The organism is Burkholderia cepacia ATCC 25416, assembly GCF_001411495.1.
Taxonomy (GTDB): Bacteria; Pseudomonadota; Gammaproteobacteria; order Burkholderiales; family Burkholderiaceae; genus Burkholderia; species Burkholderia cepacia.
Map to the genome: position 1 here is coordinate 2630609 of NZ_CP012981.1, position 13230 is coordinate 2643838.

Here is a 13230-nt window from a genome sequence, read left to right on the forward strand (position 1 = left end):
CGACCGGGTGATAGCGGTACGTGAAGCCTTCCTTCCGTTTCCGCGCCTCCATGCGCGGCAGGAGGCCATCACGTTCCCGGTGCTTCTTCATGCTGCGACTCTCCATTTCGGCTGCGCGCGCGGCGCGGCTTCGGCGCGCGGGCGGTTGACCTGCTCCCACGTCAGCATGGGATGCCCGTCAGCCTTTCGCGGCGCGTCGATGCCGAGTGCTTTCTTGATCCACCGGGCCTGCGCCGCACCCTGTTTCAGGCCGCCCGTCAGCTCGACGAGCTCGTCATTGGTCACGATTGGCATGGCTACACCTCCGGGAATTCGTCGTGCGTACGGCCGTCGAGGTGGCGGCCGGCGGCGCGCTTTCCGACCTTGGTAAAGTGGTGGTTCGCCGCGAAGCGGAAAACTGGCTCACGAGCTGGTGTCGTCCCGCATCCGCGGATAGCCGTGCCATTCGGCTCGACAGGCAGCCATTCGCCCCATTGCTTGAACAGAAACGGCACGCCGTAGGCCGTGCACTGGTCGCGAAGATCTCGGGCCCAGCCGGGATGCATCGGCCGCGCGCCGGGGCCGCTTTCGCCGCCGACGATCACCCAGTCGAGTCTGGGCGAGCTGTACCCCGAACCGTCGTCGGCATATTCGGTGGTCGGCCCGTGGATCCATGGCGCATCGGCAGGGCAGTCTTCGCAGGACTGCATTTCCCGCATGCAGCAGACACCCGTTGGATCGAACCAGGCTCGAAGATCGACCGGCCCGAGCAGCGGCTCCATCGATAGAAACCGGCGGCGCGCCGGCGTCATGAGAAGCTTTTCGATGTCGCGATCGGCCTCGACCTGGTCGACGATCGTCGCGCCGAGCGAGACACCCGGCCAGGGTAGCTCGTCCCACGTGTTGATCCCGCACGACAGCTCGTCGACGACTTCGTTTAGCATCGCGTGCGCGTTGCCGATCCGCTTCGTCAAGAGCAGCCAGTCGAGGTTCGGCGTCTTGGCGATCAACCTGAACAGGTCGACGCGCCATGCCGGATCGACGGCGTTGTCGAACACGTCAGCAAGCGACGCGCAGAATACGCGCTGGCGCCGGCCGTGCGCGGCGAAAAACTCGGCATGTGCCTCTTCCCATGCGAGCGGCTTGCGCCAATTCGCCTGCGACGTGCGGCGGCGCGGCGCGCCGGGCCCCCAGTTCACGGCCGTGCCGCCGGCGAAGCGCGCGTTACGCGTCTCCGCGTAGCAGTGGTCGCAGCCCGGGCCGATCTTCTGGCAGCCTTCCCACGGGTTGAAGGTGTGGTCGCACCATTCGATTTTGGTGTTCTCGCTCACGATGCGTCTCCTGCGCGGGCGGTGTCGTACTTGGCTTTGGCTTCGCGGTAGTGTTCGTCGCAGCAGAAGCCTTGGCCCATCCAAAGCGAGGACGACGGATTGCCGCAGAAGCAGGACGGCATGGGGTTCGCCTGGTTTGCGTTGAACCAGAACTGAGCATGCTTGCCGTGCGGCGCGTCGAAATCGGGGAGGTGGCCCGGACCGGCCAAGGTATTGACGATCCAGCTCAGGCCCGCTTCAGCGCCGTTGCCGTGCTGCCACTCGATAACGGCGGACTGCATGGCAACGGTTTGGTCGTGGATGATGTCCGACAGCGTCTTGATGAGAGACTCCGACCGCACGACGTCGCGCGTCTTCTGTTCTTCACGCTTCAGACGCTCGCGCATCGATTCGTGCTTCTTTTCGCGCACATACAACGCGACTGGACCGTCCTCGGTGTCGTAGATTTCGAGTAGGAGCCAGCCGTCGCCGGCCGGCGCGCTCGGCGTCCAGAAGCTGCAGTTCGCACTGTTGGATGAGAAGTACTGGTCATACGTGTCGCAATCGACGTCGTTCTCCATATGGATGAACGCGGCTTCGATACCGAACGCAGCGAAGAACGTCTCGTAGTTCACATCCTCGTCGAGGTACGGGACGGCGGGGTGCGACAGCATGCCTTCCTCGTCGCGCACGATCTCGCGCGGCGTGAGAATCGCGCGGCGCAGCCCCTGGAGGTCGGCCGGCATAGCGGCGCGCGGGGTATCGGTGGTGGTCATTGTTCCCGGCCCTCCATGTCGGCAGCGGTGATGACATACTGGCGCACATTGACGACGCTGTAGAACGTCGGCTTCGCGTGCTTCTCGATCCAGCCGGCCAGCAGCGCATCGAGTTCGGCCCTTGCTTCTGGCATGACGTCCGGGTAGCCGTCCGCATATTCGCCGACCTCGTCGTAGGCACGATTGCCCATCGTGTCAATCACGTCGTCCGCATCGCACAGATACTTGATCGAGATGGGTTCAACATCTCCGACGTACACGACGTCGCCGATGGCGAGGTCCTCGTATGTGTCGAGCAGCTCATCGAGCTCGTCACACGTGAAATCCTCGTTGTTGCGGCTCCAGACGACGCGCACATCAGCTGCCTGGCTGTTTTCGGTTTGGGTGGTCATGGGACACTCCTCAGAAGGTTCTCGTGAGATCGCGATCGACGGCTTTACCCAGCGAACGCAGAAGGTTCGCGAGGCTCGCGCGATCGTGGTGGCTGGCGGTTGCCTGCCGCAGCAGGCCGAAATACGAATTCGCGACCGGCATCAGATCGCCGGCTGGTGTCTCGGCGACGCGCCGCAGGGCTTCGTTGCGCGTGCGTTTCCGCGTCTCGCGACGCCATGGCTTGATGACCTGACCGACGAAGTCGATGCCGCGGTCAATCGGCTGGAGGATGGTTTTGCGCGGGTTGATCCGCGCGCCGAGCTGCGTGGGCAGGAACGCGGTGACGTCGGCGAGGATCGCGTTCAAGCGCGCCGGCGACTCGTGCAGGAACACGAAATCGTCGACGTACCGGATGTAGTGCCGCGCGCGGAGCACATGCTTCGCGCGCTGATCGAGAACGTCGAGGTACACGTTCGCGAAGAACTGGCTCGACAGGTTGCCGATCGGAAGGCCAAGGTGCTCGGCTTGTTCCATCAGGCGCTTGTGCGGCGGCACGAGCTCGATCATTGCCGGGTCGCCGTGGTGTTCGAAGTCGGCCCGTGGATCGTGCATCAGCACGCGCTCGGTCAGCGCACGCCAAAACGGCTCGGAGATCTTCGCGAAGAGCAGGTCGAGCAGGATGCGCTTGTCGATGCTGACGAAGAAGTTCGCGAGATCGCACTTCAGGTAGAACGCGCGACGCGACCAGTTCTGCGTGATCGATCGCACCTTCGCTTCGAGGCGCTGCGCGGCGTATAGCGTGCCGCGGCCCTTGATGCAGGCGCATGAATCGGCGATGAAGGACCGCTCGAAGCTCGGGCCGATCCGGTTGTAAAGCAGGTGGTGCACGATGCGATCGCGAAATGCGGCCGCCCAGACTTCGCGCGGCTTCGGTCTCGTGATGACGAAGCATTTCGAGCGGCCGGGTGTGTAACTGCCTTCGGCCAGCTCGTCGTACAGGCGTCGCAGGTTGCGTTCGAGCCGCATTTCGAACGCGAGCGCTGCATTGCTGTTTCGCTTCGTTCGCCGGCAGTCGAGATACGCTTCGACCAGCTCGGCGAACGAAAATGGCCCTCGATCTGCGGACGGCTCGGGCGCGCAACTCGTTGTTCTGGTGGTTGTTGTTCTGGTTGCCATTGTTGAAGTTCTGGTACCACGCCCAGCCGGAGGTATCGTGCGATCTACGTCGCCCGACCGATTTCTCAGTCGGAAAACTGCGCTGGACCTTTCCGCACGCCGGCGGCCGGTTTCCTTATTGCGCATGGCGGTGGCTTTGTGAGCCAGCGGCACGACCAGATTGATATATCGCTCAGCCGCGAAGGCCTTAACCTTAGCGGAGCGGGCGACGGTTTGCGGCGTTCTTCCAGCCGGTGGCCTGCTTCCCGATGCTCGTCGTCTTCTCGACGGCAGCTGCGTAGCCGTCACGTGCGATCAGGCGCTTGTCCATGCTGAGCCGAAGCAGCAGCTCGATCACCTGCAGGCGCTCGAGCAATTCGACGAGGTGGGGTGCCTTGTCGGCCGCGACGTTCGCGCGAAACACCAACACCATGATCTCGATGCACTCCGCGCTGATCTTCTCGCCGATGCTGCGCTTGAAGTCGCGGGGCATGTTCTTGACCAGGTTGGTAACGTCATCGAGCAACCCGTAGGCCGTTCGATATATCGGGAGTTGGTTGTGCAGGGCCACGGTGGGTTAAATGATCAAAAAACTGAAGGGATAAATCTGCGGACGGCTCGGGCGCGCAACTCGTCGTACTGGCGGCTGCCGTACTGGTGGCCATCGCCGAAGTACTGGTACCACGCCCAGCCGGAATTCGATTCATGGCGCTCACCGGACCAGTAATAGGCCGGCTCGAATTCACCCTTCAGGTTGGCGAATAGGAGAGATTGCTCCCGCCGCGTCGGCAGTTCGCCGCCACGTTCGGCGGCCCACGCCTTCGCCGCCTCCCAGTCCAGATCTTCGGCCCCCCCCGGCAGGAGAATCAGGTAGTGGCTCAACGAGCCATCTTCGAGAAGGATCGGCCCGGCGATGCGCTCGCCGGCCGCGAGCGGGATCGTGACGGCGTCGACGTGATACTCGGTCGCGCGCGGCTGCTTCTTGAACTCGTCGATCATCGCGCCGATGCGCGCGTGATCTGCTTCGATCTGTTCGAGCGTGATCGTCATTGCAAGCTCCGATTGTGAATGGATGAAGGGTTAAATCGACAATCTGCGGACGGCCCGGGCGCGCAACTCGTTGCCCTGGTGGTAGCCGTCCTGGTAGCCACCGTTGAAGTGCTGGCACCACGCCCAGCCGGCGAAATCCGGGTCATCGTCCGGCGTGTTCGACCAGTACGCAGCCTTCTCGAACAGGTCGCGGTGCTGCTCGTATGCGATCACGAGCTCGGCGCGCGTCGGCAGGTCTCCACCGCGGCTCTTGGCCCAGTCCATCTGTTCCTGCCACGTCCCGCGATCGTTCTCGCCGGGCAGCAGGATCGTGTGCGTGACGTCGCCATTCCTGTCGACGAAGCCGCCGAGGTAGACCTCGCCGTCGGCGAGCGTGGGAAGCTGGATCTGCATGGTTTCTCCGGAAAAGAGAAGGGCGCCGATTGGCGCCCTTCGAATGCCGCGCGGACCGAGGTATGCCGCGCGGGATAGGCTCTGTTGAATCAGCGGGGCATCCACTGCGTGCCGCGCACGATCCGGCCGACTGGTTCGAGCACGAGCACCTCGGATTCCTTCTCGCTGCGCACGAGTGCGCTGCCGCGACGCTGGGCTTTCTCCAGCGATTCGTGGCGTTGCGGCTTGCAGTTGCGGCCGACCGTGACGAACAGCGGCGCGCGTGTGCCGACCGGGCCGAGCGTCAGCTCGTCGATGCGGGCCTCGAGAGCCGCGGCGTTCGCTCGCCAGGTGTCGGCTTTCTGCTGCGCGGCGTCGCGCTCGGCCGCGAGGCGTTCGACGTCGGCGCGCAGGTCCGCGATGACCCGTGCAACGTCGATGACGCCTGCGTTCGGGTCCAGCGACTTATCGATCAGGCCGACCGATGCCAGCGCCGGCGCGGCTGCGGCCGGCGGCGTGTCGCCAGGCGGCGGGGGCGCCTTCACTGCGCGCGCGAGCCAGTACACGTACTCGTTGCCGCCGCCCGCGCGCTTCTCACGCTCGACCAGCCCATCGCCAAGCATGCGGTTCAACTCCTTCGTCACGTCGAGCTGCGGAAGCCCGGTTCCGGTCGCCACGGCCTTCGCCGTGGCTTCCGACGTATCAGCGAGATACCGCTCGATGTCCTCTCTCACGCTGCCTCCCGTACGGCGCTTGGCGCGGTGGCGCTGACCCGTCCATCCTCGACCCAGAACGCCTCGATGCCTTCGGGTAGCCCAGTGGGTGGCGTTTTCAGGCTCATGAACACGAGCGCCATGTCGACCTGGTCGGTGTATGCGAGGTCGTCGAGCCAGTACAGCAGCCGGTCACGCTCCGGCCCGACCAGCACATCGGCGCGATCAAGGACGAGCAGTTTCAGGCCCGAGAAGTGGCTGATCGCTGCGGCGATGTGCGCGTCGGCGCGCCAGCGTTCCGATTCCGACAGTAAGGCGTACGCACGACCGTTCGCGAGGATCTCCATTTCCGGCGTGATCGTGACGTCGGCCCATTCAGACAGCTCGGCGAGCGCGGTCAAGCGCTCATTCATCGGGGTCAGCGCTTCGCGCAGTAGGTCGGCCGGAATTCCGTTCGGCGCCAGCGCGTCGGCGATTGCTTCCCAGACGGCCACGTCCTGATACAGCGCGAAAGCCTTACCCGTGATCTCGATTGCGGCGGCGGCGCGGCGCTCGGCGTCGCATGCGGCCGCGATGTCCGTATCGAGCTGCGTGCGGCGTTGCATCAGCGCGCCGAGCTCGCGGCGCGCCGCGTCGATCGCCTCGCCCGATGAGTCGCCAGCGCCGGCAGTCGCTTCGTTCTCCAGGTCCTTCAGCTGCTTCGCCGCCGCGTCAGCGGCTTCAAGTTCCGCGCGGCGATTGCGGGCGGCGTTCTGCAGCACCGTGAGGCTGCGCTCGTACTCGGGCAGTTTCGCGATCGCTTCATCATCGCGCGCGCCGGCTGCGGCGGCGGCCGTGAGCGCGCCATGCAGGAAACGCAGCAGCGCGCCGCATTCCGGGCAGCTGCATTCCGTGCCGGCCGGCACGGCGCCGGCGCGCACGCGCATTGCATCGACCTGCGGCTGGAACTCCGCGAGCTGGTCGTCGGCCAGCTGAGCCAGCTCGGCGGCTTTCGCGTAGCCGGATGCCTTGTCGCGCAGCGCGGCGATTTTCGAAGCGCGGGCGCGCGCGGCGGCTTCGCCGGCCTCGGCCGCGCCGATCTGGCGCTGCAGCTCGCCGACGTCGCCGTCGAGCGACGCGCGCTCGCCTTCGAGCTTGCGCAGCGCCGCCGTGTCGAAGTTGACCGGTGCCGGTCGCCAATCCGCGGCCTTCTGGCTGCCGTACGTTTCACCGGTCGTCGCACGCCATGCCTGCTTCGCGCCGCGCGCGCGATCCGCCGCTTCCTTCTGCGCGGCCTCGAAACCGGCGCGCAGCATCGGCGTGATCGCCTCGAGCTGGGCGTCGACGGCGAGCCTGATCACGCGGGCCGGAGACGTCAGCTTGTCGACCAGCCGCGAGCGAATTTCCTGGGCACCGATCTTCACGCCCATCAATTCATACAGGAACGCGCGGCGCGCAGCGGCGTCGAGCTGCGCGAAGCGCTGCGCGTCGAGCACCAGCGGAAGGCGCGGATCTTCGGCGAGCTCGCGCTTCAGCTTACCCGACGGCAGCATGACGCTGTTCGCCTGCTCGCCGCACGCGACGACGATCTGACCAGCGTCCGAGCCTTCGGTGACGAGCGAGCCGTATTCCTTCTTCAGCGCGACGCGCACGGTGTCCCCGGTGAGCGCCATACGCACGGCTTCCTGCAGGCTGCTCTTGCCGGCGCCGTTCGGGCCGGCGAAGAGTGCGACGGGTTTCGACAGCCGCAGGTCCGCGGCGTGGATCCCGAGCACTTTCGAGACGTAGATGTCGGTGATCTTCATGGGAGGTTCCGGTTAGTCGGCGCTGATCGGCCCGCGTGCGCGGCGCGGCGCACCGGCTCGCGGCTGTTGCTGAGCCTGTTCGGCAGCCGCGGTGATGGCACGCATGCGCGCCGATGCCGCCGCGTTCAGGTCCGCCTTCGCGGCCTCGTCCGGCACACCGGCGATCGCGCTGCGCGCGAGGTCGAGGTCCTCGGCAGTCGCCGCGGACTCGATGTCCTCGCGAATGCCGCGCACCAGGCCGTCGACGTCGAACTCAAACCCGCCTTGGCTCTGGCCGGCCTCGCCGCGAGGCTCGTCCTGGTCGTCGACCCGATCGGCTCGGGTAGCTGCCGGTGGCGCGTCGGCCGCGCGCGAGTCCGTCGCGGGACCGGTCTGCGCCGGCTCGGCGCCGCGCGGTACTTCCTCCGCAGGTTGCGCGCGGCCGTTGCGCAGCTCTTCGAGCGTACTAGTCACTGCAACCGAGCCGTCGGCTCGCACTTCGACGGTATCGATCAGTTCTTCCTGTGACGAAAGTCCCATGCTGATCTCGGGGGCGTAGGCCCGCTGCCAGAACGCGGCCGAGCGATACACGAACATCTGGTCGGGCATCGTGAGCCACTTACTGCCGCTCTTCTTGTTCCAGCCTTCAGCCTTGACCATCTTCCAGTCGATCCAGGTGCCGTTCAGGCGCTCGCCAGTCGACTTCTCGATCGTCCATGCCCGACAGCCGAAGTCGTCACTGCCTTCGGTGCCGCGCCATTCGTAGCGCAGCGTCTCGAACCGGCCGCATGTGTTCACGCTGGCGATCAGGAACTTGCTCGACCAGCCGGGGTTGCCGTGGACGATGTATAGGTTCTGCATGACCATCAGCTCGTCGGCGCCGAGGCGGCGCGCGAGATTCAGCGCGATCATGCAGTTCGCGACGTTGTTCTGGTAGTGAGCGGGGACCAGCGACGAAGACGCGAAAGCCTTGGCGACGCGCTGCAACAGCTCGAAGCCTTGAAGATCGAAGAAGCCCGCGCGAACAGGCGGCAGCGATGCCTCGCGCGGCGCGGGATTGCGGATAGCTTCCAGGGTGGTAGGCGTGGACATGGAGATCTCGCGGGTTAATCGTGGAACTGGCAGGTGCCGTGGCGCGGGCAGTACTTCTTGTCGCACAGCAGCGATTTCGGGTTAGGGTAGAAGCGGCCGGACCGGAACATGTCCGCGGCGAACTGGATCAGCCCCGGCGTTTCCTCGGTGCCGACCATCACGCGCTTCGAGTTCGCGATCGGCGCGGTCGCGACTTCTGGCGTGCCCTTCGTTTTCAGGCCGATGATCTCGGCGGTGTCGCCGATTTCCTCGCCGGTCGTGTGCTCGTACAGCAGCTCGTATGTGCCGATCTGCGGGCCGTGCCCCTTCGTGACGGCCGCGCCTTTCTGGACTGCGGACGATCCGCTCTTCAGGTCCGCGATGCCGACGCCGGCCGCCGAGCGGCGCACGCGCGCGCGATCCATCGTGCCTGTCAGGCGCACGATGACGCCGCCGCCGCAGTCGATTTCGAGCGGCTTCGTTTCCATCTCGACCGCGACGAAGTTGTAGCGCGGCGCGACCTCGAGGCAGTACTTCGTGGTCAGCGACAGGCCGATGCGTTCCGCGTCGGACATGCTCAGGTCGTCGCGCTCCGGATCGAACTCGTTCTCGGGGTCGCGCAGCTTGTCGACGAACGCGCCGGCCGCATCGTCGACGGTCAAGCCCGAGCCATCGAGCCGCGCCTGGTCGAACACGGCCGTGCCAGCGTGAATCGCGGTGCCGAGCGCGGCACGCAGGCCGACCACGTTGCGCATATTCAGGAGGTGGATGCCCTCCCAGCGGTATGCGCAGTCGAAGAGTGCGCCCCAGCTGGACGCGCGGACGGTGTAGACGGATGGGTTCATCAGGTTCTCACGAGGTTGGCGACGGCGCTGGTGCCATCGGCATTGAGGGCGGCGACGGCATACATGCACGCGGCGGCGATCAAGCTCGCGACGATGTAGCTGACGACTGGACTGCGCGCGTGGATGCGTTCGAGCAGCGCGCCGAGGAAATCGAAGGGAGTCATCCGAGGCTCCGCAGGTAGGGGCCGGCGACCAGCGAGCCGTACCAGAGGGCCGCGATCGCGACGCCGTAGGCGGCCATCCATGCGCCGGCCTCGGCAGCGCGGCGCAGGCGCGGCGCGCGCGCGGCGACGCGCAGTAGCGCGTTGTCGGTCGGCGCACGAGGAAGCGTGAGCGTGCGCATCACAGACCCTCTCCGCAGACGCGCACGTGCCGCACGGGGTCAGCGACCGGGACAGGTGCCGAGTAACCGGCCTTGCCGAGCGCGGCGTCGACGACGGCACGGATGCCGGACGTGAGCACCGTTTTTGAGGCGACGAGTCGCAGCGCCGTGACGATGTCAGGCGCCGCTGCGATCAGCTGCGCGCGCGCCTCAGATTGTTCGCCCGTGCCGAGCACGATGCAGATTCGTTCGTCTTCGCCGAGCACGACGATGCAGTTGCCGTCGTAGTCGAGGTAATCGCCGGGTTCGCACGCTTCCCACGGCCCTTGCGGATGGTTGGTCTGTCCCATGTGGTCTCTCGGTGTGGTGTGCGGCTCAGCCGCGGTGGTGGTCGTCTCGGCCCTTGTCCTTGATCGCGATGGCGATTTCGACGACGAGCCAGAAAGCGAGCAGCGCGAGCGCGCCGATAACGAAGCGGGCCATGTCAGATCCCGCTCAAGAGGCGCAGGCCGGCCGCGCCGTGGTCTGCGCAGTGGCTGACGCCAGCGTTGCCGGGACCGAGTTCCGCGCCGCATGCTGAGCAGGTCGTCTGCGCGAAGCGCGGTGCGGCGGCGGCGAGGTCGGCGGCGGCGATACGACGCGCGATCTCGGCGGCGCGCGCGGCGACGAGGATGCCCCAGACCGTGTACACGTCCTCGATGCGGCCGCGTGCCAGCGCAGCGTCGATCACCGCGCAGTCGGTCGTCGAGATCTCGAGCCTGTCGAATGTGACGCCGTCGGCGATTTCTTCGTTGCGCTCGTCGCGCGCCAGCGCCGCATCGTCGGCCGCCGCTTGTTGTCGATCGGCGCTCGCATCCTTCCGTGCCGGGAGGGTGCGGACGCTTCCGCCCGTGGAGTTGTTCAGATGCATCGCACCCTCCATGCAGTTGAAATGGACGAAGGGTTAAATCGACAATCTGCGGACGGCTCGGGCGCGCAACTCGTCGTCCTGGCGGTAGCCGTCCTGGTAGCCAAGGTCGAAGTACTGGCACCACGCCCAGCCGGCGTAGCCCGGGTCCGTGTCGGGTTGGTTCGACCAGTAGGCGTCCGGCTCGAACTCGCCGCGATGGTTTTCCAGCAGGAAGAGCATCTCGATGCGCGTCGGCAGGTCGCCGCCGATCGACTTCGCCCACTCCATCTGCGCCTGCCAGCTGGCGTCGTCGTTGTCGCCCGGAAGGAGCACGACGTGATTCTGTTCGCCGGCCGTGTTGGTGACGATGCCGACGTAGATCTCGCCCTCGGCGAGCTGCGGAACGGAAACAGCGGTGGGGGTGGGCGCGTTCATAGAAACTCCAGAAAGGAAGAACTACTAAGTAAATTGAAGTGTGAAACGGCAAACGGTGCTTGCTGCTGCAGCTCTCACCGGTGGCGCCTCGAAGAACGAACCGCCGCCGGTCAGAACTGCTTTCACTCGCGCGCCCGGCTACTCCCGGCCGTGCCGGCTCCGGGCCGCGCGAGGTTGTGTGCCGATTACCACGCCATCGGTCACGTGTTGCTGGCTGTCTTGCATCAGGCTCACTCGGCGCACAGCGGTCTTCCGCTAAGTCCGTCCTGACTCACGACGCTGATCGCGCCGGCCGGTTGCTCCGCAGAAGCGGTCCCGGCTTACCTTCGATTGTTAGAGAGCGATCCGCCTGGGCGGTGGCGCAGCGCGTTGTGTGCTGCGTTGGGAAGGACTTTAGCGAAACGCGAAAGTTGTGTCTATAGCGAAACGCGAAAGTTTTGAGGAAAATTTGTAACAGCCTTGCTGGTTGCGGTTTTCCCGCATGTCTGCTGACGACAGTTGAAAGGTCGTCGAGTCTGGAGATAAACTACTGTACATGCATACAGTGTTTGTGACGGAGAAAAGCGAGGTCGGGGATGAGTCGAGAGGCGAGCGGGATGAAGCTGCGGTGCAGGGCAGGCGATACGGCGAGGGTGGTGCACTCGTCGAATGCATCCCTCATCGATAGGATTGTCACGGTCGTGCAAATGCACGAAGACGGCCGGTGGGAATGTGAGCTTATCGGCCGATCCGTGTTGGGATGTGCGGATGACGGGGAAGGACTGATTTTGACCCGAGATTGGCTGTTCTCGGATGCGTATCTCGAGCCGCGGCTCGACGCGCGGGACGCAACGTCAGTTCCCTTTGCCGAACCGCTTCTTTGCTGATTGCGCGTCGTCAGCGGACGTAGGCTGCGTCAAAACCCATCCAATGAACGATTCCACCTGCGCCCGCTGAGCTGGATTCAATTTCCCCCAGCCGGCTGGCACATCAGCAGGGATCGTGGCCGACGTTGTCACAGAATGGTCTGTATCGATCCAACCTACGGCTTTTCCGAGGTTGTCTTCAATTTTCCGGGCGGTCGCAGCGCGCATGCCCCGCGGCCGGCCGGTCTTTGAATCCTTGGCGCCGTCTCGCAAGTTCGTGAACTGGGAATGAGACATCCCGCAAGCTGCCGCAGCAGCTGACGGTCCTCCGTACTCGGCCTCGATAAGCCGGAGGTTGTCCCGGCGGATTTCGTCGATGTCCTTCATATATGGAATTCAATAGCAAAACGCTAAAGGCGTATATGCGCGAAACGCTATAGACTTTCCTTTCGCGTTTCGCTAAAGTTCGGCATGGACCTGAAAACCTACCTCTCCGCCGAGCGCGGGCGACTTGTCGCACTCAGCCGGGCGATTGGCGCTCATGCGTCAGACGTCAGTCGCTGGTCGAGCGGCGAGCGCCCCATCCCGATCACGTTCGGCTTGCCGATCGAGCGGGAGACTCATGGTCTCGTGACGAGGCTCGAAATGTTTCCGAGGCAGGTCATCGAACGTGTCTGGCCCGACCTGATTGAGCAGGCCAAAAAGCGACCGAAGGAGGCGAAGTGAAGAAGACCCGCGTTTTCAAGCCGGTTCGCGTCGAGCGGAAACCGTCCTCCCGCTGGCTCGCGCGCCCGAGCGTCGAGCGCGAGAAGTGGTGGCGGTTCGCCGAGGACAGCTTTGCCAGGGTGAAGGCGCTCCATGAACGGCCGTATCCCGAAGGCGCTGAGCCGAACGCATTCAACGCCTTCGGGCAGCCGGTCAATGAACGCACCGATACCAAGGAGGCGTGATGCCGCATGCCTTTCAGCTGCAGATCCACTTCGAAACAGCACAGATCGAATCCCGGCTGACCGAGCTGTCAGAACTTCTTCAACGCCTTCCGGAGCGCGTCGCCGATGGCATCCGAAAACGCATCGCCGATCTTCCTGACCAGCTCGTCGATTTCGCCCTTAGTGAAGGTCTTCGAACAGCCGGCGCAGGTCGCTGCGATGTTCGGGTCTGCTCCATCCGGCTGTTCTCCCCCGTGCTCGATGAATTGTGTGCCGCCGCACGCGGGGCAGCGGATTTGAACGGTTCCTAAGTTGTGTGTGGTCATGCGAACCCCGTTGTGAGTGGGTTGGGGAAGTAGAGAGCTTCGATTCTCGCATAGCGGTGGTTCGCATCTTTTTCAATA

Annotated in this window: 21 protein-coding genes; 2 read left to right on the plus strand and 19 right to left on the minus strand. The window is 64.9% G+C overall.

What is annotated here, in order from left to right; genetic code table 11:
* Positions 1-87: 87 nt before the first annotated feature.
* The 18 genes from APZ15_RS12080 to APZ15_RS39175 all read right to left on the minus strand — a co-directional run bounded on the left by APZ15_RS12080 (position 88) and on the right by APZ15_RS39175 (position 12284).
* The gene (locus tag APZ15_RS12080) at positions 88-294 is read right to left on the minus strand and encodes a DUF4224 domain-containing protein (RefSeq protein WP_027787562.1); all 207 of its coding nucleotides are present in this window, start codon (positions 292-294) and stop codon (positions 88-90) included.
* A gap of 2 nt (positions 295-296) precedes the next feature.
* Complete coding sequence (locus APZ15_RS12085; RefSeq protein WP_027787561.1) at positions 297-1310, minus strand: phage Gp37/Gp68 family protein; 1014 nt, start codon at positions 1308-1310, stop codon at positions 297-299.
* A complete protein-coding gene (locus APZ15_RS12090; RefSeq protein ID WP_111946790.1) occupies positions 1307-2065 on the minus strand; it encodes a hypothetical protein in 759 nt (252 codons plus the stop codon). The genes APZ15_RS12085 and APZ15_RS12090 overlap by 4 nt, the downstream gene beginning before the upstream one ends.
* On the minus strand, positions 2062-2457 hold the full coding sequence (locus tag APZ15_RS12095; protein WP_027787560.1) for a hypothetical protein: 396 nt from the start codon (positions 2455-2457) through the stop codon (positions 2062-2064). Before APZ15_RS12095 ends, APZ15_RS12090 begins: the two co-directional genes overlap by 4 nt.
* A 10-nt stretch (positions 2458-2467) precedes the next feature.
* Complete coding sequence (locus tag APZ15_RS12100; protein ID WP_455768389.1) at positions 2468-3901, minus strand: RNA-directed DNA polymerase; 1434 nt, start codon at positions 3899-3901, stop codon at positions 2468-2470.
* A complete protein-coding gene (locus tag APZ15_RS12105) occupies positions 3807-4163 on the minus strand; it encodes a four helix bundle protein (protein ID WP_027787558.1) in 357 nt (118 codons plus the stop codon). Before APZ15_RS12105 ends, APZ15_RS12100 begins: the two co-directional genes overlap by 95 nt.
* A 14-nt stretch (positions 4164-4177) precedes the next feature.
* Positions 4178-4642 (minus strand): Lcl C-terminal domain-containing protein, encoded by a 465-nt coding sequence (locus APZ15_RS12110; RefSeq protein WP_027787557.1) that lies wholly within the window; start codon positions 4640-4642, stop codon positions 4178-4180.
* A gap of 30 nt (positions 4643-4672) precedes the next feature.
* Positions 4673-5035, minus strand: a complete 363-nt coding sequence (locus APZ15_RS12115; protein ID WP_027787556.1) for an Lcl C-terminal domain-containing protein — start codon at positions 5033-5035, stop codon at positions 4673-4675.
* Positions 5036-5124: 89 nt separating this feature from the next.
* Entirely contained in the window at positions 5125-5748 is a 624-nt protein-coding gene (locus APZ15_RS12120; protein WP_027787555.1) for a hypothetical protein, read from the minus strand.
* Positions 5745-7511: an AAA family ATPase gene (locus tag APZ15_RS12125; protein WP_027787554.1), complete on the minus strand. Its 1767-nt coding sequence runs from the start codon at positions 7509-7511 to the stop codon at positions 5745-5747. Before APZ15_RS12125 ends, APZ15_RS12120 begins: the two co-directional genes overlap by 4 nt.
* Before the next feature lie 12 nt (positions 7512-7523).
* A complete protein-coding gene (locus APZ15_RS12130; protein WP_027787553.1) occupies positions 7524-8582 on the minus strand; it encodes a hypothetical protein in 1059 nt (352 codons plus the stop codon).
* A 14-nt stretch (positions 8583-8596) separates the two neighbouring features.
* Positions 8597-9406, minus strand: a complete 810-nt coding sequence (locus APZ15_RS12135) for a RecB family exonuclease (protein WP_027787552.1) — start codon at positions 9404-9406, stop codon at positions 8597-8599.
* Positions 9406-9570 (minus strand): hypothetical protein, encoded by a 165-nt coding sequence (locus APZ15_RS41735; protein ID WP_167562609.1) that lies wholly within the window; start codon positions 9568-9570, stop codon positions 9406-9408. The genes APZ15_RS12135 and APZ15_RS41735 overlap by 1 nt, the downstream gene beginning before the upstream one ends.
* On the minus strand, positions 9567-9749 hold the full coding sequence (locus APZ15_RS12140) for a hypothetical protein (protein ID WP_027787551.1): 183 nt from the start codon (positions 9747-9749) through the stop codon (positions 9567-9569). Before APZ15_RS12140 ends, APZ15_RS41735 begins: the two co-directional genes overlap by 4 nt.
* On the minus strand, positions 9749-10078 hold the full coding sequence (locus APZ15_RS12145; RefSeq protein ID WP_027787550.1) for a hypothetical protein: 330 nt from the start codon (positions 10076-10078) through the stop codon (positions 9749-9751). The genes APZ15_RS12140 and APZ15_RS12145 overlap by 1 nt, the downstream gene beginning before the upstream one ends.
* 134 nt (positions 10079-10212) lie before the next feature.
* Positions 10213-10638, minus strand: a complete 426-nt coding sequence (locus APZ15_RS12150) for a hypothetical protein (protein WP_034195891.1) — start codon at positions 10636-10638, stop codon at positions 10213-10215.
* Between the two features lie 33 nt (positions 10639-10671).
* The gene (locus APZ15_RS12155; RefSeq protein WP_027787548.1) at positions 10672-11052 is read right to left on the minus strand and encodes an Lcl C-terminal domain-containing protein; all 381 of its coding nucleotides are present in this window, start codon (positions 11050-11052) and stop codon (positions 10672-10674) included.
* 833 nt (positions 11053-11885) lie between these two features.
* Positions 11886-12284: a hypothetical protein gene (locus APZ15_RS39175; RefSeq protein ID WP_081040797.1), complete on the minus strand. Its 399-nt coding sequence runs from the start codon at positions 12282-12284 to the stop codon at positions 11886-11888.
* An 84-nt stretch (positions 12285-12368) separates the two neighbouring features.
* Between APZ15_RS39175 and APZ15_RS12160 the strand changes: the two genes are divergently transcribed.
* Together APZ15_RS12160 and APZ15_RS12165 are read left to right on the plus strand one after the other, a co-directional pair.
* Positions 12369-12623, plus strand: coding sequence for a transcriptional regulator (locus tag APZ15_RS12160; RefSeq protein ID WP_027787547.1), 255 nt, complete (start codon positions 12369-12371; stop codon positions 12621-12623).
* Positions 12620-12847 carry a hypothetical protein gene (locus APZ15_RS12165; protein ID WP_027787546.1) on the plus strand — a complete coding sequence of 76 codons (228 nt, stop codon included), beginning with the start codon at positions 12620-12622 and terminating at the stop codon, positions 12845-12847. The genes APZ15_RS12160 and APZ15_RS12165 overlap by 4 nt, the downstream gene beginning before the upstream one ends.
* Before the next feature lie 68 nt (positions 12848-12915).
* On the opposite strand, the gene APZ15_RS42670 is transcribed toward APZ15_RS12165, so the two are convergent.
* Positions 12916-13152 carry an ECs_2282 family putative zinc-binding protein gene (locus APZ15_RS42670; RefSeq protein ID WP_027787545.1) on the minus strand — a complete coding sequence of 79 codons (237 nt, stop codon included), beginning with the start codon at positions 13150-13152 and terminating at the stop codon, positions 12916-12918.
* Positions 13153-13230: the final 78 nt, after the last annotated feature.

Coding starts and splice junctions, on each gene's coding strand:
- APZ15_RS41735 (WP_167562609.1), bottom strand. CDS start 9,570: ATGACTCCCTTCGATTTCCTCGGCGCGCTGCTCGAACGCATCCACGCG.
- APZ15_RS12080 (WP_027787562.1), bottom strand. CDS start 294: ATGCCAATCGTGACCAATGACGAGCTCGTCGAGCTGACGGGCGGCCTG.
- APZ15_RS12135 (WP_027787552.1), bottom strand. CDS start 9,406: ATGAACCCATCCGTCTACACCGTCCGCGCGTCCAGCTGGGGCGCACTC.
- APZ15_RS39175 (WP_081040797.1), bottom strand. CDS start 12,284: ATGAAGGACATCGACGAAATCCGCCGGGACAACCTCCGGCTTATCGAG.
- APZ15_RS12155 (WP_027787548.1), bottom strand. CDS start 11,052: ATGAACGCGCCCACCCCCACCGCTGTTTCCGTTCCGCAGCTCGCCGAG.
- APZ15_RS42670 (WP_027787545.1), bottom strand. CDS start 13,152: ATGACCACACACAACTTAGGAACCGTTCAAATCCGCTGCCCCGCGTGC.
- APZ15_RS12095 (WP_027787560.1), bottom strand. CDS start 2,457: ATGACCACCCAAACCGAAAACAGCCAGGCAGCTGATGTGCGCGTCGTC.
- APZ15_RS12150 (WP_034195891.1), bottom strand. CDS start 10,638: ATGCATCTGAACAACTCCACGGGCGGAAGCGTCCGCACCCTCCCGGCA.
- APZ15_RS12115 (WP_027787556.1), bottom strand. CDS start 5,035: ATGCAGATCCAGCTTCCCACGCTCGCCGACGGCGAGGTCTACCTCGGC.
- APZ15_RS12110 (WP_027787557.1), bottom strand. CDS start 4,642: ATGACGATCACGCTCGAACAGATCGAAGCAGATCACGCGCGCATCGGC.
- APZ15_RS12160 (WP_027787547.1), top strand. CDS start 12,369: ATGGACCTGAAAACCTACCTCTCCGCCGAGCGCGGGCGACTTGTCGCA.
- APZ15_RS12145 (WP_027787550.1), bottom strand. CDS start 10,078: ATGGGACAGACCAACCATCCGCAAGGGCCGTGGGAAGCGTGCGAACCC.
- APZ15_RS12125 (WP_027787554.1), bottom strand. CDS start 7,511: ATGAAGATCACCGACATCTACGTCTCGAAAGTGCTCGGGATCCACGCC.
- APZ15_RS12130 (WP_027787553.1), bottom strand. CDS start 8,582: ATGTCCACGCCTACCACCCTGGAAGCTATCCGCAATCCCGCGCCGCGC.
- APZ15_RS12140 (WP_027787551.1), bottom strand. CDS start 9,749: ATGCGCACGCTCACGCTTCCTCGTGCGCCGACCGACAACGCGCTACTG.
- APZ15_RS12090 (WP_111946790.1), bottom strand. CDS start 2,065: ATGACCACCACCGATACCCCGCGCGCCGCTATGCCGGCCGACCTCCAG.